This is a genomic window from Paraburkholderia caffeinilytica (assembly GCF_003368325.1).
Lineage (GTDB): Bacteria > Pseudomonadota > Gammaproteobacteria > Burkholderiales > Burkholderiaceae > Paraburkholderia > Paraburkholderia caffeinilytica.
Genome location: NZ_CP031467.1, coordinates 335,672 through 357,490 on the forward strand (window position 1 = coordinate 335,672; position 21,819 = coordinate 357,490).

19 protein-coding genes and 4 pseudogenes are annotated in these 21,819 nt (G+C 60.4%); 11 read left to right on the forward strand and 12 right to left on the reverse strand.

Annotated features, from left to right (window positions below):
* Positions 1–81 precede the first annotated feature (81 nt).
* The 3 genes from DSC91_RS17425 to DSC91_RS17435 form a co-directional block, all read right to left on the reverse strand.
* Positions 82–960, reverse strand: a complete 879-nt coding sequence (locus DSC91_RS17425; RefSeq protein WP_115780114.1) for a PhzF family phenazine biosynthesis protein — start codon at positions 958–960, stop codon at positions 82–84.
* Between the two features lie 162 nt (positions 961–1,122).
* Positions 1,123–1,839: a transporter substrate-binding domain-containing protein gene (locus DSC91_RS17430; protein ID WP_115780115.1), complete on the reverse strand. Its 717-nt coding sequence runs from the start codon at positions 1,837–1,839 to the stop codon at positions 1,123–1,125.
* Between the two features lie 197 nt (positions 1,840–2,036).
* Positions 2,037–3,236 carry a pyridoxal phosphate-dependent aminotransferase gene (locus tag DSC91_RS17435; protein ID WP_115780116.1) on the reverse strand — a complete coding sequence of 400 codons (1,200 nt, stop codon included), beginning with the start codon at positions 3,234–3,236 and terminating at the stop codon, positions 2,037–2,039.
* Positions 3,237–3,518: 282 nt separating this feature from the next.
* On the opposite strand from DSC91_RS17435, the gene DSC91_RS17440 reads away from it, so the two are divergent.
* The gene (locus DSC91_RS17440; protein WP_115780117.1) at positions 3,519–4,955 is read left to right on the forward strand and encodes an aminotransferase-like domain-containing protein; all 1,437 of its coding nucleotides are present in this window, start codon (positions 3,519–3,521) and stop codon (positions 4,953–4,955) included.
* A 246-nt stretch (positions 4,956–5,201) separates the two neighbouring features.
* On the opposite strand, the gene DSC91_RS17445 is transcribed toward DSC91_RS17440, so the two are convergent.
* Positions 5,202–5,807, reverse strand: coding sequence for a TetR/AcrR family transcriptional regulator (locus DSC91_RS17445; RefSeq protein WP_115780118.1), 606 nt, complete (start codon positions 5,805–5,807; stop codon positions 5,202–5,204).
* Positions 5,808–5,935: 128 nt separating this feature from the next.
* Here DSC91_RS17445 and DSC91_RS17450 point away from each other — a divergent pair, with 128 nt between their 5' ends.
* Together DSC91_RS17450 and DSC91_RS17455 are read left to right on the forward strand one after the other, a co-directional pair.
* Entirely contained in the window at positions 5,936–6,850 is a 915-nt protein-coding gene (locus tag DSC91_RS17450; RefSeq protein ID WP_115780119.1) for an NAD-dependent epimerase/dehydratase family protein, read from the forward strand.
* Between the two features lie 5 nt (positions 6,851–6,855).
* Positions 6,856–7,206, forward strand: a complete 351-nt coding sequence (locus tag DSC91_RS17455) for a DoxX family protein (RefSeq protein ID WP_229758063.1) — start codon at positions 6,856–6,858, stop codon at positions 7,204–7,206.
* 107 nt (positions 7,207–7,313) lie between these two features.
* Here the strand turns inward: DSC91_RS17455 and deoA are convergent, their stop codons facing one another.
* The 5 genes from deoA to DSC91_RS17480 form a co-directional block, all read right to left on the reverse strand.
* Positions 7,314–8,633 carry a thymidine phosphorylase gene (gene deoA, locus DSC91_RS17460; protein WP_115780121.1) on the reverse strand — a complete coding sequence of 440 codons (1,320 nt, stop codon included), beginning with the start codon at positions 8,631–8,633 and terminating at the stop codon, positions 7,314–7,316.
* Positions 8,634–8,643: 10 nt separating this feature from the next.
* A complete protein-coding gene (gene deoC / locus DSC91_RS17465) occupies positions 8,644–9,429 on the reverse strand; it encodes a deoxyribose-phosphate aldolase (protein WP_115780122.1) in 786 nt (261 codons plus the stop codon).
* Positions 9,430–9,456: 27 nt separating this feature from the next.
* Positions 9,457–10,731 carry a NupC/NupG family nucleoside CNT transporter gene (locus DSC91_RS17470; protein WP_115780123.1) on the reverse strand — a complete coding sequence of 425 codons (1,275 nt, stop codon included), beginning with the start codon at positions 10,729–10,731 and terminating at the stop codon, positions 9,457–9,459.
* A gap of 107 nt (positions 10,732–10,838) precedes the next feature.
* Positions 10,839–11,885 (reverse strand): purine-nucleoside phosphorylase, encoded by a 1,047-nt coding sequence (locus tag DSC91_RS17475; protein WP_115780124.1) that lies wholly within the window; start codon positions 11,883–11,885, stop codon positions 10,839–10,841.
* Between the two features lie 48 nt (positions 11,886–11,933).
* Positions 11,934–12,929, reverse strand: coding sequence for a nucleoside-specific channel-forming protein Tsx (locus DSC91_RS17480; RefSeq protein WP_244218031.1), 996 nt, complete (start codon positions 12,927–12,929; stop codon positions 11,934–11,936).
* 297 nt (positions 12,930–13,226) lie between these two features.
* Between DSC91_RS17480 and DSC91_RS38255 the strand changes: the two are divergent.
* Together DSC91_RS38255 and DSC91_RS38260 are read left to right on the forward strand one after the other, a co-directional pair.
* Positions 13,227–13,460, forward strand: a pseudogene (locus tag DSC91_RS38255) (LysR substrate-binding domain-containing protein); the annotation flags it as partial.
* 95 nt (positions 13,461–13,555) lie between these two features.
* A pseudogene (locus DSC91_RS38260) lies at positions 13,556–13,657 on the forward strand (PaaI family thioesterase); the annotation flags it as partial.
* Positions 13,658–13,750: 93 nt separating this feature from the next.
* Here DSC91_RS38260 and DSC91_RS17495 read toward each other — a convergent pair.
* The gene (locus DSC91_RS17495) at positions 13,751–14,344 is read right to left on the reverse strand and encodes a DUF2844 domain-containing protein (RefSeq protein ID WP_115780127.1); all 594 of its coding nucleotides are present in this window, start codon (positions 14,342–14,344) and stop codon (positions 13,751–13,753) included.
* 231 nt (positions 14,345–14,575) lie between these two features.
* Entirely contained in the window at positions 14,576–16,192 is a 1,617-nt protein-coding gene (locus DSC91_RS17500) for a methyl-accepting chemotaxis protein (RefSeq protein ID WP_175171770.1), read from the reverse strand.
* A gap of 348 nt (positions 16,193–16,540) precedes the next feature.
* Here DSC91_RS17500 and DSC91_RS17505 point away from each other — a divergent pair, with 348 nt between their 5' ends.
* On the forward strand, positions 16,541–16,777 hold the full coding sequence (locus DSC91_RS17505; protein WP_115780128.1) for a glycine betaine ABC transporter substrate-binding protein: 237 nt from the start codon (positions 16,541–16,543) through the stop codon (positions 16,775–16,777).
* A gap of 103 nt (positions 16,778–16,880) precedes the next feature.
* Here DSC91_RS17505 and DSC91_RS38030 read toward each other — a convergent pair.
* A pseudogene (locus DSC91_RS38030) lies at positions 16,881–17,006 on the reverse strand (IS6 family transposase); the annotation flags it as partial.
* A gap of 458 nt (positions 17,007–17,464) precedes the next feature.
* On the opposite strand from DSC91_RS38030, the pseudogene DSC91_RS17515 reads away from it, so the two are divergent.
* The 5 genes and pseudogenes from DSC91_RS17515 to DSC91_RS17535 form a co-directional block, all read left to right on the forward strand.
* Positions 17,465–17,796: pseudogene (locus DSC91_RS17515) on the forward strand (IS66 family transposase); the annotation flags it as partial.
* 34 nt (positions 17,797–17,830) lie between these two features.
* Positions 17,831–18,451: a YkgJ family cysteine cluster protein gene (locus DSC91_RS38665; RefSeq protein WP_115780129.1), complete on the forward strand. Its 621-nt coding sequence runs from the start codon at positions 17,831–17,833 to the stop codon at positions 18,449–18,451.
* 94 nt (positions 18,452–18,545) lie between these two features.
* Entirely contained in the window at positions 18,546–19,580 is a 1,035-nt protein-coding gene (locus DSC91_RS17525; RefSeq protein ID WP_115780130.1) for a hypothetical protein, read from the forward strand.
* A 364-nt stretch (positions 19,581–19,944) separates the two neighbouring features.
* Positions 19,945–20,799: an HNH endonuclease gene (locus tag DSC91_RS17530; RefSeq protein WP_115783314.1), complete on the forward strand. Its 855-nt coding sequence runs from the start codon at positions 19,945–19,947 to the stop codon at positions 20,797–20,799.
* 369 nt (positions 20,800–21,168) lie between these two features.
* Complete coding sequence (locus DSC91_RS17535) at positions 21,169–21,804, forward strand: hypothetical protein (protein WP_115780131.1); 636 nt, start codon at positions 21,169–21,171, stop codon at positions 21,802–21,804.
* Positions 21,805–21,819 lie beyond the last annotated feature (15 nt).

The window sequence follows — 21,819 nt, forward strand, 5'->3', positions numbered from 1 at the left end:
CCTGCGTCCTTTCTTTCGAATGCGGAAAATGTCAGAAACCGACGCGCAACCGTTTCAGCGCGTCTCGCGGCCAGTCCCTGTCTAAAGCGTGAGCGAGCCCTCCACCGAGGTGACACAAGAACCGCCCACGCGAACATGTCCGTTCGCATCGACGCTGACCTTCACCTGTCCATCCCGACCGACGCACCGCCCCTGAGCCGCCACGTAGTCTGTTCCGCCGGGCGGCAACAGGCCGCGCCGCCACTGGAAGACAGCCACGCTGCCGTTGCCGCTTCCGCAGACGGGGTCCTCCTCCACGCCACAGGACGGCGCGAAGGTACGCACTTCGATTGCCGCGTCGCCTCCCGGCTCGCGCGTGCCGAATGCAGTCACGCCCGTGACGCCCAGGCGGCGCTCGAGCTCCGCCAACCTCACGAAATCCGGCCGCAGATCGAGTACGGCGGCGGCATCGCTCAGCTGCACCACAATCCAGATGGCGCCAACATTCACGATGCCTGGCGCAGTCCTGAGGCCTACTTTGCACCCGAGGATGCGCTCCAGTTCAGCCATATCCGCCGCGAGCAGCGGCTCCAGCTTCGCAGGCGGCAGACTGAAGGCAAGCTGGCGCTCCGCGCTCCGTTCCTCGATCGCCAATTCGACGAGCCCGATGCCGCATTGCTGAATCAATCGGCCGCTCTCGCGAGGTGTGACGCGCCCGGCTTCCAGAACCGCGTGAGCACTGCCAAGCGTCGGATGTCCGGCGAAGGGGAGTTCACTGCGCGGCGTGAAAATCCTCAAACGATAGTCGGCCCCGGCTGTCGTGGTCGGAAGGACAAATGTCGTTTCCGAAAGATTGGTCCAGCTCGCGACCGCTTGCATCGCCTCGGTGGTCAGCCCTTCCGCGTCCATGACCACAGCCACCGGATTGCCCAGAAGCGGCCGGGATGTGAAGACGTCGACTACTTTATAGGATCGCTTCATGTTCGCCTCGTCTGACTTGCGTGGACATCTGTGCACCCTTCAGATGCAAATGGAACACGTGCATCGTAGCGCGTGCAGCTCAACCATAACAATCTGCAACGGCTGGATTGGACGACCGTGAAGATTGATGTCAAGCCTATGCGGCCTCCCGCATCATTCCGTTCAGGCTGCGCTCACGCTGTCGAGCTCAGTCTGCGTGAGACCGTACCTGGCCATGCGCGCACGGTGATCCGCCGAACCGAGGTACTTGCGAAGCTGCGCGTTCACCGCCTGCAGAAGGTCGGCATTGCTCTTGCTGAACGAGAAGGCGCCAACAGGTGCGCAGCCTTCCTTGCTCATTGCGTGCGCAACCACCTCCAGTTCCGGATTGGCATTGGCGATGACACGGCTTCCAACCGCCGTGCTCGCATAGGCGTCGATCTTTCCCGCAAGCAGCGCGTCGATCGCGTCGGGCTGGCTCCTGAACGCCACGACCTGGCTCTCGTTCACGCCGGCCGCCTTGGCGGAGTCGAGCTGAACCGTCCCGGCGACGATCCCAAGTCTCGCGTCGTTCCGTGCGGCGACACTCCCGTAGCTCGTCAGCGCTTTCGGATTGCCATGACGCAGCAGAAATCCGTCGCCCAGCGCCCAGACCGGCACGCTGAACGCAACGCGCTCGGCTCGCTCAGCTGTCACGAAGATCGGTACGTTCATGTCCCAGCGGCCTTCCTGCACGCCGGGCAGAAGTTCTTCGAACGAGGTCAAATGGTGTTCGATGGAGGACACACCGATCGCCCGAAGTACCACCTCCGCCAGTTCGATGTCAGCGCCCGTTACCGAACGATCTTCAGCCGTCCAGTAAAAGGGCGGCTCCTCGAGATAGGCGATTCTTACTTTCATAGCTTTGCTCCACATGTCCAGCAGTTAAGGTTCCGGTCGCCTGCCGTGGGGCGTGGCGATTCATCCGTTTATCGATAACACCGTTTGCATCACGCATGGCATTGCATGACCGACAGCCATCGCAGACGGGCCGCTCGTCGCCGGGCGGACCAAACCGGACAAGTTCCATCGTCAAGTTTCCCGGCTATTCCGACGCATCATGCCGTAGCGGCGCTCATGGCCCTTGAAAGAGCCGACAGTGCGGGGCCGAAGCGCTCAGGCGGCAGATAGCCAAAGCCCAACCGGAATACACGGTTGCTTTCGCCAAACCACGTGCCGGACGCCAGCTGCAAGTCATGATCTGGCAGCAGACCCCAGAAGCGCGAGACAGCCGTTTCGTCGAATGCGTCCGAGCGCAGGCGCACGCAGCACAACGCGCCGGCGTCAGGGCGAAGCCACTCGACACGCTCGTGCTCGCTCTCGCACCAAAGCGCCAGCTCCCGAAGCGCACCGGCGAGCAAGCGGCGCCGCGATGCGAGCACACCTTCCCTGTTGCGCAGCAGCACGGTGGCGAGCGTCTCGTCAAGCACCGATCCTGAGATCACGGTGTTCATTTTGGCAATCGCCAGGCGCTCCCGAAGATCCGCGTCCGCCACCGTGAGCCAACCGGTACGCAAGCCCGGCGCGCCGAGCGCCTTCGATACCGACGCGCCGGTAACGATGCGTGAGTCGAGTCCCGCGAAACTCTCGACCACTGCATTGTCGCCATAGGTGGCCTCACGATAGGTCTCGTCGATGAAAAGCATCGCGTCCGGAGACCGTTTTTCCATCATGGCAAGAAGCTTTTCGATGTCGGCACGAGACGTCTGGATGCCACCTGGATTTTGTGGCGAAGCGATACTGACCAGCTTCGTTTTCGCCGACAGACTCGCGTCGATCTGGTCCAGGTCCAGTCGATAGCCATTCTCGAACGAGAGCTTGATCTCACGCACGGTAACGCCGGCGCCGAGAAGGGAATCACGACTCGGCGGAAAGCATGGTGTCGCGAGAATAGCCTCGTCGCCGGAGCGGCAGACTTCGAAAGCGAGAAGAAAGAGGCCGAGCGCGGTGCCTTGTGTCGTGATGATCTGCTCGGCTGGAACGTTGCAGCCCTCGGCAATCGCCTCGCGAAGCGCGAGCGAACCGGCGGATGTGCCGTAGCCGAGCTTCAGATTGCGGATAGGCTCGGAACCGGCCAGATTCAGGAGTTCGCCGACCGTCAGGTCCTGCGACGTGCTCTCCGCGAGGTTGAACGGCCGATTCACGTTGAGCAGTGAAATGATCTCGTTGCGAGGGAATCGACCGCGCCACGCCGGAGGGGTCGATTCGCTCAGGCCGGGCCGTTGTCTTTCATCGAAATTCTGTTGAAAACCCTTCATGCTTTTGCCTTGCATTTGCTGTGAATGATTCGTCGGACGATCCCTTGCGAGCGGCCGTTCGGCCGCTCCAGCACAGCGTTGACAGATGTCGCCGCCGTGCGAGGAGACTGGCTTCGGTACGGCATCCGAACGCCTTCGACCGCGATCGCAACGCATGCATCGTAGCGCCGACCGGTGAACCATAACAGTCACAGTTTTGGGCGAAATGGACCATCACAATTTCCCTTGGCGAGACGGCGCGCCGCGTCGATAATCGTGGATTACTCCGTTATGAACGCTTCCATGGACACGCCCACTCCGTATCGTTACGAGCAGTTGGCCGAGCTCATCGTCGGCATGATCGACAACGGCGCGCTCGCACAGGGCATGCGTCTGCCATCCGTGCGCGCCGTCAGCCAGCAGCACCGCATCAGCATCTCCACGGCGCTCCAGGCGTATCGCCTGCTCGAAGATCGCGGCATCCTCGTCGCGCGGCCGCAGTCGGGCTTTTACGTCGCGGCGAGGCGCCGCGGCGCACTCGCGTTGCCGTCGGCCTCGCGGCCGCGGGCAAAAGCGTCGACCGTGTCGATCAGCGGAGCCGTCGTGGCGCTGCTCGAGCACGCATCGAATTCGGCGCTCGTGCCGCTCGGCTGCGCCGTGCCCGACGCCGAGCTGCTGCAATCGAAGCGGCTCGACCTCGCGCTCGCGCGTGCCGCACGTCAACACGGCACGCGCTACAACGTCTATTGCGCGCCGCAGGGCGACCCGCGCCTGCGCCGCGAAATCGCGAAGCGGGCGATGCGCTTCGGGCACGCGCTATCGCCCGACGACGTGCTCGTCACGAGCGGATGCACCGAGGCGCTGACGCTCGCGCTTACCGCTGTCGCCAAACGGGGCGATTCGATTGCGATCGAATCGCCCACCTACTTTGGTCTCCTGCATACGCTGGAAGTGCTTGGCCTGAAGGCATTCGAGCTGCCGACCGACCCGACACGCGGCATCGATGTCGGCGCGCTCGCCCGCTTGCTCGACACGGAACCGGTGGCCGCGTGCGTGCTGTCGTCGAATTTCAACAATCCGCTAGGCTGCGCGATGGCCGAAGCCGACAAGCGGGCGCTCCTTGCGCTGCTCGCGCGGCATGCCGTGCCGCTGATCGAAGACGACGTCTACGGCGACATTCACTTCAGTCGCGAGCGGCCAAAGCCGTTCATCGCGCTCGACGGCGGCACCAATACGATCTACTGCAGCTCGTTCTCGAAAAGCCTTGCGCCCGGGTATCGGGTCGGCTGGATGGTCGCGGGCGCCTACGCGCAGCAGGTAATGGAACGCAAGCTGGCGTTCAGCCTCTGCAGTCCTGTCCTGCCTCAGGTCGCGATCGCGGACTTTCTGGAAAGCGGCGCCTACGATGCACATTTGCGCGGCATCCGGCGCATCTTCGAAGAAAACCTCGGGCATATGACGCGCACGATCGAAGCCAGCTTCCCGGCCGATACGAAAGTCAGCCGGCCCGCAGGCGGGTTCATGCTCTGGCTGGAACTGCCAAGGCGCTTTGACTCGCGCGAGCTCTTCGACGAAGCGCTCGAACAAGGCATCTGCTTCGCGCCCGGCGACGTCTTCTCCGCAAGCCGGCGCTTTCGCAATTGCCTCAGGCTGAGCGCCGGACATGCCTGGAACGACCACATCGAAGACGGCGTCCGCCGACTGGGGCGGCTTGCGCAGGCGCTGCTCGCACCGGCATGAAGCGCAGCTGGCCTACGGCGTCGATCTCCGCTGGGAAGAGCCTTGGTATCCGAAATGGCGGGCTGCCCCCATTACGCCGTTACGCAAACCGTCCGTAAAACAACACTCACAATTTTAGAAACGCGTCTGGATCGTGCGAAAGCCAGTGCGTGGCTGCGCCCGGAATCGGAAACACGGTGCCTTGCTTCCCGCGCTACACGCAGTTGCACGCCGCATGCAGCAGCTCGACATCTTGTGCAGCATTCCTTAGCGAAGTGCAGCTGCCACCGCCTCGTCGATCTGCAGCGCAAAGCGCGCTTCAACATCGGGCACCGTGTAGCCAACTGACAGTTCCAGATACGCGTCGCCTAGCACCAACTGAACGAATGTTGCTGCCCGCAATGCCGCAGTCGATTCGTCAAATCGCTTTCGCAGAATTTTTGCGGCGAAGGCACGCACGCCCTTTGCACCATTTTCGTAAAACACCTGACCGAGCTCCGGAAGACGTTCCGCCTCAGCAACAATGGCCCGGTAAAGCCGCAAATAATCCGGTGCGATAAGGATTTGTGCCAACACCCATCCCAACTCGCGCAACTCGACTTCGGGCGATTCGTCGGATTGCTCGTCCTGCGCGCCGGCAAGAAGTCCGCCCACCTGCGCGCACATCGAACTCACCAGGCCAACGAAAAGCGCCTCCTTCGACTTGAAGTGGCGGTAGACCGTCTGTTTGCCGACGCCGGCGGCCGCGGCGACATCGTCCATCGTTGCCAGGCCGAAGCCCTGGCTTAAAAAGACGCTTTTCGCGCCGTCGAGGATGGCGGACCGCTTACGGCGTTGCAGCGGGCTCAGGTCGGGGAGAGAGGACGTGTTCATGTCAGATAAATAACAGATCGCCGAGTAGTTGACAAGACTGGTCAGTCTCGTTTAGATTGGTCAAAACGAGACTGATTGGTCTCGTTTGTGTGACCATTCAACTTCGCAGGCAATCATTGGAGAACGCTTTGAAACTGTTCATTACAGGTGGGACCGGCTTCATCGGGCAAGCGGTCGCGCGCAAGGCAATCAGCCTCGGCCATCAGGTGACGGCGCTGGTGCGCAAGGACAGCTCGGCGGCCGCCGGCGCGCTGGCACGTCTCGGTGTGACACTGCATGCTGGCGACCTGCGCGAGCCACAGTCTTTCGCTGCAACTGCCGGTGCCGCTGATGGCGTGGTGCACACCGCTTCGACCAACGATGCTTCCGCCGCTGCTGCTGACGAGGCCGCGGTTGTAGCGATGCTTTCGCATTTGCATCCGGGCGCGGCGTTTGTCTATACGTCGGGCACCTGGGTCTACGGCAATACGGAGGGGGCGCCCGTGACTGAAGCATCGGCGCTGAACCCGACACCACTCATCGCATGGCGGCCCGCCGTGGAGCAAAAGGTGCTGGCGCTAGCAGAACGCCGCTCGATTGCCGCAGTGATCCTCAGGCCGGCGATGGTGCATGGTTACGGCGGCGGCGTCTTCGGCATGCTTGCCGGCATGGCCCGTCAGACCGGCAGCGTGAGGGTCGTCGGCGATGGTCGCAACCACTGGCCCGCCGTTCACGTCGACGATCTTGCCACGGCCTACCTGAGCGCGGTGGAGCGGGCGGCAAGCGGGGACGGTCGAGTCGCGGGACAGATCTTCAACGTGGTCGCGGAAGATGCCGTGGCCGTCGCCGAAATGGGTGAAGCGATTCGGACCTCGGTCGGCGCCGATCGCGTCGAATTCTGGCCGCTCGACGATGCTCGAAAATCGCTTGGGCCATTTGCCGACGCACTGGCGCTCGACCAGGCGGTAAGCGGTCAGCATGCCCGGAAAGTTCTTGCGTGGGAACCCGACGGCCCCGGCCTGATTGCGGACCTCTCCATCCAGAAGCACTTTCAGCAAGGCTAAGGAGCATGAGCATGGCGTGGAATAGTGCATCTTTCGAATCGATTCTCGCGACGATCGTAGCGGTTCTGTTCGCGGTTGCCGGGGTGGTCAATCTCTCGGGACGCGGCGCGGTGAAGCGCGACTTCGCGCGCTGGGGTTACCCGGCATGGTTTCATTTGCTCTGCGGCGCTCTTGAGCTGTTGTGCTCGGCACTTCTTTTTGGACAACAAACCAGAGTCCTGGGCCTAACGCTGGCCGGTGCGATTCTGGTCGCCGTGCTCTTCACGTTGCTACGAAACCGGGAGTCGTTTGGGCATCTCGCCCCGGCGCTGTTCTTCTCGGCGCTCGTTGTGGCTACGGTGGCGCTCCGCGCTTGAAGCTCGCTCGCCAACAGGCGAGTGAGCCCGGGACGCTGGAGGTCGCACCGATACGCACCGAGTCGAGAACAAGAACGACCGCCCGCATGGCACTGCCCCCGGTCCGGTCACTGAACGATTCGATAGATGGTCGGCGGCGTCGCCTGGCCTGTCTCGGAAAGCGTGTATGCGTGCTGCACCATGGCCGCCGCATGCGCTGCTTTCCCGGCACTGCCCGCATGCACGAAGCCGAGTGGCTGCCCGACGTCCACGCGTTGTCCGAGTGGCACGAGTTCCGAGAGGCCGACTGCGTAGTCGATCGAGTCTTCCGCCCGTACCCTGCCCCCACCCAACCCCACGACTGCCATGCCGAGCGCGCGGCAGTCGATCCGCTCTACGCGTCCCGCCACCGGTGCGACAACCGGAATCCTGATCTGGGCCTTGGTCAGATAGCGCGCGGGCGCGTCGATCAGGTCCACGGGTCCGCCCAGGGCCGCCACCATTTTCGCGAAGCGTTCCACCGCCGCACCGGAGTCGAGCACCGCCTGCAACCTGACTCGCGCCTGCGTGTCGTCGGCAGCGATGCCGCTGCTGACCAGCATCTGGGCGGCGAGCGCCATCGTGACCTCGTGCAGACGATCCGGACGCGACTTGCCGGTCAAGTAATCGATCGCGCAAGCAACTTCCAGCGCATTGCCCGCGCACGGCGCAAGCGACTGGTTCATGTCGGTCAGCAACGCCGTGGTCTTCATGCCGGCGCCGTTGCCGACGTCGACGATGCTCCTCGCGAGTTCGAGCGATTTTTCGGGAGTCGGCATGAACGCGCCCGAACCCACCTTGACGTCCATCACCAGACCTCCAAGCCCGGCCGCAAGTTTCTTCGACAGAATCGACGCTGTGATCATCGCCACGGACTCGACCGTCGCGGTGATGTCGCGGATCGCATAGACGCGCTTGTCCGCAGGCGCGAGTTGCTCAGTCTGGCCGATGATCGCGACGCCGACATCGCGTACCACGCGCTGGAATTCGTCTGTGCCGGGCGTGACGTTGTAGCCCGGGATCGAATTCAGCTTGTCGAGTGTCCCGCCCGTGTGTCCAAGCCCGCGTCCCGAAATCATCGGCACGTAAGCTCCACATGCGGCAATCATCGGACCGAGCAGCAACGAGGTCAGATCGCCGACGCCGCCGGTCGAGTGTTTGTCGACTACCGGCCCGTTTAGTTGCTGCGCAGACCAGTCGAGCACCTGCCCCGAGTCGCGTTGCGCAAGCGTGATCGCGACGCATTCGTCGACGCTCAGGTCGTTGAAATACACCGCCATCGCAAATGCGGACACCTGCCCTTCTGTGACGCTGCCATCCACCACGCCGCGAACGAACGCTGCAATTTCGTCCCGATCGAGCGGCTGCCGGTCGCGTTTCTTGCGGATAAATTCCTGCGGCAGAAACATGATGACTCTCTCAATACAAGTTGGACTGCACCCCACCGCCAACATGACCCAGCGTGGCAAGCAGGTTGCCGAGCAGACCGGACGCGCCGAAGCGAAACGTGGCGGGCGTCGCCCAGCCGGGCCGCAGCAGCCTCTCTGCAAGCGTCAGGTAGGCCGCGGCCTCGTCGGCCCGGCGCACGCCCCCAGCGGCCTTGAAACCGACCGTGCGACCCGCCTCGCCAATCACGTCCAGCATGATCGCGGCCGCCCCCAGCGTGGCGTTCACCGGCACCTTGCCGGTCGACGTCTTGATGAAATCCGCGCCGGCTTCGATCGCAATCTCGCTTGCCAGGCGAATCAGGCCGGCCTGCCGGAGCTCGCCTGTTTCGAGAATCACTTTCAGGCATTTGCCGCCTGCCGCGGCGCGGCTATGGGCCACCAGTTCGCGGCCAACGAGCGCATCGCCTGCAAGCAGCGCACGATAGGGAAACACCACGTCCACCTCGTCCGCGCCGAGCCTGACCGCCTCGGCGGTTTCCCGCGCCGCCTCGTCGGGTGACAACGCCCCAGACGGAAAATTCGCGACGGTGGCGACAGGCAGCGACAGGCCTTTGCCGGTCAGCGCGGTGCGTGCCGTTTCGATGAAGCGGGGATACACACAGATGGCGGCCGGCGTGCCGACCGGCGTGTCGGCCGATGCAACCAGCGCTTCGATCGATATGTCCGTGTCGTCATCGTTCAACGACGTAAGGTCGATCAGATGCAACGCCTTCAGCGCCGTCTCGGCGAGCTGGTTGCGGCTAAGGTGAACTGCCACGGGTTGACTCATTCAGGGCCGCCCCGATCAATGCAGGGAGAAGAAAAGGCCGGCAATCGCCGCGCTCATCAGGTTCGACAGCGTGCTGGCCGTCAGCGCACGCAGACCATGGCGCGCCACCTCAGAGCGGCGCTCGGGAGCCACAGCGCTGAATCCGCCCGCCAGAATCGCGATCGACGAAAAATTCGCGAAACCGCACAGCGCAAACGAGACGATCGCAATCGTCTTGGGATCGAGAACCTGCAGTCCCGCCGCGGCGACCTGCGCGGTATCCTTCAGGTACGGCGACAGGTCCCCGTAGGCGACGAACTCGTTGAGAATCAGCTTCTCGCCGATGAAGTTGCCGGCCAGCGACGCATCGTGCCACGGCACCCCGATCAGCCAGGCCAGCGGCGCAAACAAACCGCCCAGCAAGCCCTGCAGCGTGACGTTCGCAAAGCCGAACAATGCGGCAATGCTGCCCACGGCCGTATTGACGAGCGCAATGAGACCGATGAAGGCAATCAGCATCGCACCGACGTTGATGGCGATCTTCAGTCCGATGCTCGCCCCCGAAGCCGCTGCCTCGATGACATTGGCGGAACCCTTCTCGTCGAAATCCAGCCCGTCGATATTCATCTGGCCCGGCTCGACAGTCGGATACAGCAGCTTGCCAAACAGCAGGCCGCCCGGCACGGCCATGAACGATGCGGCCAGCAGGTACTCCATTTTCACGCCAAGGCCGGCGTAGGCAGCGAGCACGGACCCGGCTACCGAAGCCATCCCGCTCGACATCACGGCAAAGATCTCCGCGCTGGTCATCTGCCGCACGAACGGCTTCACGAGCGCCGGCATTTCGCTTTGACCGAGAAAGATGGTTGCGACTGCCGAGCACGCCTCGATGCGGCTCACGCCCAGCGTCTTTTCCAGCGCTATACCGACGATGGTGACGATCCACTTCATGACCCCGACGTAATAAAGCACCGCGATCAGCGCGGTCACGAAGATGATCATAGGCAGCACACGCAGGCCGAACACAAAGCCGCCCGCACCGAAGAGCTCGAACATCTTGCTGTCGACCAGCCCGCCAAAAATAAACGACACGCCATGGTTGCCCATTTCGAGCACACGGTTGACAGCGCTTGCAACAACCGCGAGCGCGCTACGTCCGAACGGGACGAACAGCACGAGCGCGCCGATCGCCAACTGTGTCGCAAGCGCGGCAAAAAGCGTCCGCGGCCGTACCGCGCCACGATTGTTCGATAGCAAATAGGCGATCAACAACAGTATCAACATGCCGCAGAAGCTGCGCACGATATCCACGTAGTTCCCCTTGAAAGTTAGGGAAAAGAAAGCGCCCCGGATTGGGGCGGCCGGCACGACCGGAGACAGACATCTGCCTCACCGGTCGTCAGATCAGCACGCTGCGCTCAATTGGCCGGTACACCGTCTTTCCAATGCTTCCAGTCCTTGACGATCGCGGCCACAAGCGGCGAGCCGGTCAGATAGAGGTTGTTCAGCGCTGGAACAAAGCCACCCTGATTCTGGTAATCGAGCAGGTTGTCGACGTTCGAGACGCCTTGTGGCGGACGATCGAAGTCCGAACCGGCGCGCAGCACCGCTACGCGCTGCGTATTTGCCAGACCAGCCGCCTCCGCACGCTTGATGACCTCGAAGGTCGCGTTGTCTTCCTGCTGCGTCGTGCAGTAAACGCCCTTGCCGTCGGTCAGGAGCCTAGTCCAGTCGCGGGCGCGCTGCCCCAAGGCATTCCCCGAGAACCACGTATCGCCCGCCAGGGTGTCGCACTGGATGACGCCCGGACGCTGATTGGCCGGCGCGCTCTGATACTTCGCGCGATAGGCTGCGGCCTCCGGACTGTCGGTCAGCGTCACGTCGCGCGACAGGCCGTAGGCTTTTTGCAGCAGCGCCTCGTTCAGCTGGAACACTTCGGTGCGGTAGTCCAGCGGCGGCTTTTCGTTTTCGCTCTTCGTGTTGATGCCGAGATAGCCGGACTTCCATCCAGCCGGAATCTCACGCGCATCCAGTTCCCACTGGATGCCGAAATCCACCAGATAACGTGCCCAGGCGGCCGAGCCGAGCGTACCCTGCGCCGGATCGATACCGGCGATGCCCGATACCAGGAAGTACGTCTTGCGCAAATCGAATTTTTTCGAATACACGAGCGCAGACACCGAGGCCGCCGCGTTCGTATGACCCATGCCGGTCGTCAGAACGCACACACTGTCGTGGTTGCACTGGACATCGGGATAGTCCGCGGACAGGCCGGGTACCTTGATATGTTCCATCGGGCCCAGGTGGTCCAGCCACACTTTGCCTTCCGGCCCGAACATACTGATGATGAGGACCTTCACAGGCCGGGGGTGTTGCGCGGCGTCACTCGCAGCATGAGCGCCGGTCACCAGCGAAGCTGCAAGTCCCAGTCCGGCAAGTGCCTGCAGTATTTTTTTCTTGAGCATGAAATCTGTGTTCCTGATCGTTTGTGAGGTTTGGTTTGCGCCGTTCCGTCAGAACTGGTAGCCGACGCTTGCGTAGTAGCCCCAACCGGTCGAACGGTTCGCAAACGGGCCTTCGCCAAAGTTGAGGTCTCCACCACCCCATTGGCCACCGTTGTGGAAGTACCGGGCTGCGGTCCAGAAACGCCAATGCGTAAACGAGTAGATCAGGACGTTGGTCGCGACGAAGGCCGTATCGGTCCGGCTACTGCCGCCCGTCTCCTCGCGCAACTTCGAACCGAAGTCGTAGTTGAAGAACCCAACGTAGGTCAGATTGCCGCCATGGAACGTGCCAAGCGGATAGATGTACTTCATCTGGGCGCGATAGCCGTCCCACGAGTCTTCGTTCGCCGCGCCGTAGTTTTCCCATTGACGCCGTACGTAAAAATTGGCGGACAGCATCAATGGCGTGTGCGTGTCGATATCCGTGCCGATGCCGCTGTACAGTGTGTTCTGGCGGCCACCGATGTTGTAGCCCTGGTCGTAGATCCAGTCGAACGCCAGATACCATTCCTTGAATGGGCCAAATCCAAGATGCTTGCCGACGAGGTTGTCGATCGACACGCGCGGTTCCTGCTCGCTGAAGAGAGGCGATCCTCGATCCCACACGCCGGAGTCATGCGTGCTGCCCACGCCGAAGACCTTCGGCGCGTCCACGTAGCCATACAGGTCGAACGGGCCTTTCCGGCCGAAGTATTCGTACTCCAGGTACACGTCGTTAGTCTTATACGGACCGAACCTGATGTCTTTCGAGCCAATCACGCCCAAACTCTGGTGAAACCAGCTCGACACATAAGGAGAAGCGGCCGTTTGCGGTGTCGGATTAGTCACGACAGCGCCGCTTTCCGCGAGCGTCGCGTCAGTGGACCCGTCGGCCCAGGCCGCTTGTGTTGCCAACTGGCTGACCGACATCACTATCCCGATCCAGGTCACGAGCGCGCCACGGCGCCTTGCGCCGGTCATCCATTTCTTTCCGTTTATTTCTTTCGGATGCCTAATGTTAATCATCGGATCGAATCCTTACTATCGTTAATATTTTCGATGAGCCACTGCTGTGTGAGTCTCTCCAAACCGTCGCAGGAGCACCACTAAATTGCCGACTGCATGTTTTGCGTGCGCCGATGCCCTAATGTTGACCAGTTAGTCAGCTTTAAACGCCAATACACATGCAGGCCGCGAGTAAACGCAGGAACCGTGCCAAAACTGTCTAATCGGTCAGGATTGGTGCAGACGAGGAAACCGGGAGGCGCCAATGGGGATGGGGTATCGATGCCGGTCATTCGACCGTTCGTCATCGCTGCGCTTGTATCCGATACGCTCGAATTGACGCTCACGGCCGCAGCAGAAGGTCATGGGATTGCAATCGGCGATCCACGCATGGCGCGGGAACGACTCAATGCAGGTTCCTTGACGACGTCGTTTCGCGAGGCGGTGCGCAACGGTGCGTCATACTTTCTGGCATATCCGTCTCAACGTGCCGTTCAGCCGACGATTCGAGCCCTTGCCGATATCCTCGTGCGGTTAGCGCAAGAAGAGTGACCTGCGCGAGTGCATCAAACAAAAAACAATCGCCACGCACGTCCGCAGATCCGTCGCTCACGTCGTTGGCATTGGAGCCGCTCGCGTCGCGCGATGTCGAGCAGCAGCACGGCTTCATACATGGCGGCGTGGTGGGTATGATTGCCGACTCCGCAGGCGGCTACGCTGCGATGACCTTGGTGCCGGCCAGCGCGTCTGAGGGGGAGAAGTAGGACCGAGTGGCGCTGAGCCCGTCAAGCGCTGGCGCCATCGCGGCCGATCGCCAGCGTCTTTCGCCGTCCATCGAGGCGCTATCTGATCGAGTCGTCTCGAACCCCTGCCGGCAACGCCTGCGGCAAATACACGCGGCCGGCAAACACACCGCCATGGTTATCGACCTCGATGATCAGACCGCTCTGCTCGACTCTCATGGACTCGGCACCGGCGTTCGCCCCTGTCAGTGCGGTGGCAAGTGCTAACCGATAATTCGGAAAGTAAGCTCCAAGAAGTACATCGAGCGGCGCCACCTGGGGACCGTTCCACGCCACCGCAAATACGGTTCCCGCTTGTGCGACATACTCCCTCGCGACTGCTCCCGTAGTGAAAGCTGTCTCATTGACCGAGAACGACATGTTAGGTGTATTTGCGTGTTTGCAAAACGTTTTAGCGTGATTTGAATTGCCCGGTTGCCATGTGGGTGCGCTACCGAGCTCCGCTTTGCATGACGAAGCGACTATCAGACCAATGAGACCAACGAAGACGTACGCCGTACGTGTCCCGGGCGAGATAGATCCTTTGGAGATCAACAATTCGGGAAGCTTCGCCAACCTCCCGGCGGGCACGTTAAATCGGGACTTGCGGGAAGCCGGCGCGCTTCGCCAGCGCAATCTATCGTTGGCTGCCACTTTGCTCCTTCAGTCTGGTCAGAAGAGTGTTGAAAAATGAAACCTTGTTGCCGTCGAGCAAGGCAGGCATCGTGTATTTGTTCGGGAGTTGGCAGGTGACACTCGTATTCTTTGTTTGCATCGGAACACTTGCCAGGTTTCATTCGCCCGGGACGCTGACGTGGCCATGGTCGCGGCGGAAACTGTCACAGCATCGAACGACTGCCCAGCTGCTTTCGGCGTCCCACGGGGCTACGACACTCGCAACTCGGGAATGCGCCTCCTGCTTTCCGGGACGATCATTCGCGCCTCGGAGGAGGCAGGATCGTTAAATTTGAACACCAATACCGCGCCCTGAAGATTCTTTGCCTGCTCTTCGAGGGACTGCGCTGCAGCGGCCGCCTGCTCAACAAGCGCAGCGTTCTGTTGCGTCACTTCGTCCATCTGGACGACGGCCTGATTCACCTGTTCAATGCCGCGGCTTTGCTCTTCGGACGCTGCTGCGATTTCGCCGACAATATCGGAGACCTGCCTGATTGCCTGCTTGACCTGCCCCATCGTGGCACTGACTTCCGCTGCCTGCTTCGCGCCGTCCTGAATCGTTGTCACGGACGAGCTGATCAGCTCCTTGATTTCCTTCGCGGCAGTGGCAGACCGTTGAGCCAGACTGCGAACCTCACTGGCAACCACAGCAAAACCCCGACCCTGTTCGCCGGCACGTGCGGCTTCGACGGCCGCGTTCAGCGCGAGAATGTTCGTCTGGAACGCAATGCCTTCAATGACACCGGTGATTTCCGAAATCTTGCTGGAACTACTGCTGATCTGGCCGATGGTGCCGACCATGGCCTGAACCGAGTCATTACCTGTATCAGCCATGTCGGTGGCGCCCGAGGCCAGTGCGTTCGCCTGCCGGGCGTTGTCAGCGTTCTGCTTTACCGTTTCGGTCAGTTGCGTCATGCTTGCCGCGGTTTCTTCAAGCGACGCTGCCTGCTCTTCTGTGCGGGCTGAAAGGTCCGTATTGCCGCTTGCAATTTCGCGCGATGCCACTGCGACCGACTCGGTGGAAACCTTGATCCCGCGAACCGTCTGACTCAGTTGCTGGTCCATTTTCTTCAGTGCCTCGAGAAGCTGACCAAACTCGCCTCCTGAGTCGACCACCACGTGATTTTCCAACTTGCCGCTCGTGATATGGTTGGCTAGATCAACAGCCTTGTTGAGCGGCCTCAAGATCGACCGCAGCAGGTATACAGACATGCCGACGGCAACCAGCATGCCGCCGCAGAGAAGGGCGAATGCAGTCCGAAGGGTTGCCCTGAACGTCGCCTCACTGTCATCGACAGACTGTCTGGCCTGATCCAGATTGAGCGCAGCGTCCTGGTCTATCGCGTCGTTCATTGATTTACTTACCGTGAGGATTTCGTCGATTATGGCTGCGGCCCTGTCGAAATTGCCTGCGCCACCGGCAGCCAAAGCTTCCTTGCTTAACGAGGTGAACTCGGGCAAGGAGCTTTGGATGCGATTTGCGATCTCACGCTCTTTGCCGCTGGATACACTGCTTGGGTAGTAGTGGTTCCACGACTTGTCGAGTCGTTCAAATTGCAGGGCCATGCCTGCACCGTATTCCGTCGTTTTCGCTGGATCGCGGGCCACCTGCATGCGCCTTAGCAGAAGACGCACATTAAGCTGGGCTGCGCGAACTTCGGATAGGTCTGCTATGGGAACAGTGTTTTCAGCGTACCCCTCGGCGATGTTCGAATTGAGCCTGGAAAGCTCCCACGCGTCAAACGATCCGAGGGCAACCATGAGAAGCACGCATACGCCAAAAGCGAGAATGATCTTGAATCTGACCGTTTTTACAAGGTTACTCATGTCGCGTCCATCTAAGAAGTGCTGCTCGGGTTCAGACTCCGAGAGATTAAAAAACGTGCTTGCTTACCCATAGTAACCACATGCGTATGGCGTAATCTGCTTTGGTATGCGTGGTAAGAGAACAGTAGGGATATCCTTACTTTGCTGTAGTGGTATCCCGTTCGCATGCATTGCGTTAACCCATGGCGACACAAGGCTCCGCCTGACCCATCGGTTTGTCGGCACCAATGCGCTCGCAACGGCGATGCTCGGGCCGCTGGGCTATACCACGGCGCCAGTGCGTGTGCCGGTACCTATCTCTTTCGTTGGTCTGCAGAAAAAGCCGATTGACGTGTCGCTCGGTTACCGGTGGCGATCTACGAAGGGGACGCGGGCCTCAAAAGCTGCAAGGACCTCGCGCGCTACTACGACAAGCTCGACGGCAAAATCTACGGGATCGAATCGGGCAGCAGCGCGAACAACGGGCTGCGAAAGCTGATCGCCAGCAACGCGTGTGGGCTCGGAGAATTCACCCTGGTTGCATCGAGCGATGCATCGATGCTGGCTGCGGTGACGGCATTTGCAACAAGTTTCGGCGGTCGTTGAGGTAGTCAGCCTATCGCTCTAAAACCGACCTGTGCAAAGGAAAAATCGAGTGAGTGGAACCGAGCGGAAGAATCTTGTGTTTATCTGTGTCGGCCCGATGCTTCAGCACCGGCAACAGCTTGCGCGCCCGGCGATGCACGGTTGAATGATCGACCGTGATGCCTCGTTCGGCCATCATCTCTTCCAGGTTTCGCAGACTAGGCGCATAGGAGACATGCCAGCGCGTGCAACTCTCCTGGCGTTGGAATGCCCCGTAGGCCTGGAAATGTCGGTGCCGTCACCGATACCGACATTTCCATCAGGCATTGCCCGGATCACAGCAGACCGCACCGGACAATAACCTCATGTTTTTAAACGGAAAAACATGGAAAACCGGACCTCCCGGAACGACTTGGGAGCAGTCTGAATCATTCCCACTCGATTGTCAACAGACGGGCTGCACCCTTGTATGGGTGGCTGTTCAGACGGTTCACGTTGCCACGATACCGTCGGGGATACCGAAGAATACTGCCGGCACTTACCGCTTCTTTACGGACAGCAATGGAGAACCGGTGCCTACTTCGTTCGAAAAATCGCGAAGATGGTGCACCTCGAGACGATCTGCGGTGATAACACCGCCATTGATACCGTCAAGCATTTTCCAACGCGGTCCTGACAAAGCCAAACGCTGCCAAGATCACAATCAGAGAGACTGATCCCCCCGGGTCGATGAAAGCGATTCGCTACGCATTGAATCGCTGGCCTGCGCTCGCGTATTACTGCAGCGATGTGCGCGCAGAGATCGATAACCTGATCGCTGAGCGGACGCTGCGCGGTGTCGCCCTGGGCCGTTGCAACTGTCTGCCCGTGGGAGCCGCCTCGGGCAGCGAACGCGCGGCGGCAATGTACGGCCTGATCACCCGGCTAACCGCGTCGACGAATTGCTGCCGTGGAGCGCAGCTACAGCGCTGCTTGAGTGCTTACCCTGTTTCCAGCGCACTCAAGTTTTGCTGATGTCCGACCGATATAACGATCTGTGAGAGAACATCGCAACCACTGAATTACGGGACTATCGTGACAGCGGCTCCTATCAGGTTTCACAAAAACCCCAATGACGTCAGACTGCCGCCGATTCCACGGGCGCTTGTAAATGAGGCCAATGCGCTCTATGACTCGCTGAACCAGCTGGGACGTCAGCTGGGCGAACAACTGACGCTCGTCTACGCGTATCTCGACAAATTCGGACCCTACGTCAGCACATTTGCGTCGTGCTCCAAAGGCTGCTCGCATTGCTGTTCGATGGATGTCCAGTTGACCACCCTCGAGGCCGAATACATACAGGTTCATACCGGTGTTCCCCTGCGGGCCGCAGGGAGGTTGACGACAGGACATCGTTCGCCCTGCCCCTTCCTGACCGACGCAGGGGCGTGTGGAATATATAGGTTCCGTCCACTCGTTTGCCGCATTTTCCATGCACTCGGGGATCCGGAGAATTGCCGGCCCGGTCGCGAGCAGATCCAGTATGGCGCACCACCCCAATATGGAAACGATATTTTTCTGAATCTGCTCGGCTGGGTCAACCACGTCACCATCCACGCCGATGGGACGTGCAGAGACATTCGGGATTTCTTTCCGCACCCCCGGGAGCAGGTTCAATCGTTCTTGTCCCGTCAGGGCAGTCCGGCATCAATCTAGCAAGCTAGCTCACCGCATCAGGCAAAGAGATCGATAAGAGTTCGCCATACTGCCTGTCACTGACAACGCTACACCCAATCTCCAAGGAAGTGGTATGAGCAGGTATGAGATGTATTCACGCACGCCATTCTTCGAATGCGAAATCCTCACTCCGCGTGCAAGCGAAGACCAACAGATCGTGATCGATTCGGTATTCTGGGGCGCGCCCGAATCGGTAGCTGGTTTCCAGGCGGTCGACTATGCTGTTGTTCTGGACACCAACGTTTTCAACTTTATCCGGCAGAAGCCGGACAGCGAATCCGTGCAGCTGCTCCTGCAATTCGCCCAACGGAATCGGCTAACAATCGATCCGGGGTTTGCACTGATTGAGCAACGACTGCGTCACGGCAATCCCGATCGCGCGCTTGAGCAATACCGGAGTACGCTCAAGGCGGATTTCGGCATCGGCATCAGCGATGTGAATATCAACAGGCTGATATCGACACTCGAATCACTCAAGCCGAACCTTGAATACAATGTCGCCCTGTTGCGCGACTACCTTCCATTGATCAAAGAAATATGGAATAGCACGCGCCCGTTCGAGGACCAGGTCAAGACTCTGTCCGAATGCATCATCTCGGAGGAACTGCCAAGGTTTACGTTTGCGTACCTATTTGCCGCAACCGCATTCTTCGTCAAACATAATCCTGATCTCTTTGATGCCAAAGTAGCCGCCAAGATCCAGAGCGACATGGCAATCTCGCCCAAGGCCGAAAAGGAGGCTGGCCGCCTCTGGAATGTCGCCCACGACCTGGCGCTCTTTGCCTACTGCATAGAAACCACACTCCAGGAGGGTTCAACATCGCTACACATTTCAACGATTGCATCCGCCGATGTTTCCTTTCCGGTCTTCTGCAGAAACATCAAGGCCGCAATCATCCAACACGAGTTTGACCCGGAAACCGGTCGCTATATGCGCCTAGGGCACTTCGGTCTGACTCCCCTTGGTGAGATGGATAAAGCATGCCAAAGTTATGTGATGCAGCTCCTGCCACGGCCCGAACTCGCCTCAGCGCAAATCAAGACGCAGCGGCGGGCCAGGTTGGCGGCGCTGGCCAGAAGACTGGAATCGTCCGCCAGCCAGCCTTGACCGGGCTGATTGACATTGCGGGTGTCTCCTGCTGTTGAGCGGGCTTTGTCGAGTGCAGCCTCGCCGCCATCGATGTCCGGTTCGCTCCGTGCACGGCGAGGTTTGCGATATCCCTGACCATCCCTGGCGGCCTCGCCGCACCGGCAAAAAGCCGCGTGCACCTCCCGACGATGAGGCGTTCATACGCTCAACCGGGGCAACCGGCCTGCCTGGAGAATAACCCAGTCCGCTCCGTCCGCATCGACGGACGGCTCGCGGGGAAGGTCACCAACCTCGCGTGCTATCTGAACAATCCTGATCCAGACAACGAGGCACATAGCTGATGCATTCACCTGGCTTCCTGCAGGGACCGGAGGGCACCATCATGGTCAAGCTCTTCGCAGGCACCGACATTCACGTCCAATTGGCTCCAGATACAGCACGACATCTTGTCCGGTTGCTTGAGCGCTTCAACTGGACGAAGTCTGATCCACAACTCTTCGACAGCAGATGGCGACGCTTCTGGCGAGGCATTCACCCCATCGAACGCAGGATCGTCTCCCTGTACGTGCAAAGCAGTAACGGTGAGCATTTCCGCACTACGACGGTCTGGCTTGGCAACCTTCCGCAGGCACTCCACTCATCCGAGACGCGGCGCAGGCCTCCCCGCGCGACGGATGGCGTGCTCAACGAGTTTGCCAATGTTGAGCAGATCCTCGTCCGCGCATGTGTCGACGCGGACAAGAACGATGATGTACACGACGAAGATGACCTTGAGCCGAGCGGCATTGTCACGAGCCCCCCGAACTTTCCTACCTCCCGGGAGCGCGTGGGACAGGCGCGGTTGCGACAGGACAGGTATCGCGACAACGTGCTGGCCTTATGGAACAACGCATGCGCCGTCACCGGTTGTTCCCTCGCCCCTGTGGTAGTTGCTTCGCATGCGAAGCCCTGGGCTCTTTCGAACGATGGCGAACGGTTAGACCCGCACAACGGACTGCCCCTGGTCGGCTCATTGGACAGGCTGTTCGACGCGGGACTGGTTGGTTTCAATCCGGTCACCGGTTCCATGCACGTCGCATCAATCGTCGGAGCACATGACCGGGTGTTGCTTGGACTGCCCGCCCCCCTTCGCCGGAGACCCTGCGCAAAGCAGGCCGTATTTTTGCGCTACCACCTCGACTACGTGTTTCAGGGAGAGTGGGAAAGCGACGAGGCCAGCGGCTCGGGACAACGCTGAAATCGATGAGAAAGCCCCGGCCAGATCCCGGCGAACACCACGCTTATCGCCGCCATGCCCGTGCCATAATAGTAGAAACAATCCAGCAGCCTACACGGGGTAGCAGTAGTCATGTCCGAATGGCCACTCGAACCACAATGCCTGATTGACGACGGACGGGCTACCTGTTCCCGTTCGACTATCTCTACGGTGCCCCGGAAAACCACCATCCGGCGCCGTCACCGCACAGGTCCGGGGGGCGCATCAGCCGCCGCTATTGTCCGGCCTACCAGAGATCATGCTGTGCCTTGCGCGATGCGCTGGCTGACGAACCGCCCCGCCCCTCCTTCTGAGGTCATCGGACCATCTCATGAGGTAACGAGGTGAGCCATGAGCTGGGCTGAACGAAGCGCCACCAATCTCCTGCCGCTGAGTGTCGAGCAACGCCAGTTTCCTGTCGCACTTCGCGAATGGGTTTATGCCGGCGACATGTTCGACATGGAAACGCCGACTGAGACATGCCGGCTTTGCGGGCACCCGGATATCCGCTACCACTTCAGGATCGTCAACCAGCACAACGGCAACGAAATGCTGGTCGGCTCCGAGTGTATCAACCGGTTCGGCATCTCGGCGACCGACCCACTCGGAAATATTCTCAATGCCGAAGAATCCCGGCAACGCGTCAACCGGGATCGCCGCTTCCTGGTCACGGAAGCGAAGAAGCGCAAGCTCATCAATACGCTCGTGGAGCTCGCAGGCGTCGAAGAGCAGTTCAACATCCAGTCCTTCATTTCCTACGTCATGGAGCGGGATGCCTTCACCCCAGACCAGTTGACTGTCCTGTTCTGGCGCCTCGATCAGCATCGTATTGAATACGCGCCCACCGATTTCAAGGTCACTATCCGGCGAGACCGGGAAAAAACTCAGCTACGCAGAATGGCGGAATGGAAAATCAGAAAATTGTGGCCCGCCCTGTCTGCCAGTCAACGGCGCTGGGTGCAGGAAAACACTGATTACACACCATAGCCCTTTGTCGCGCGA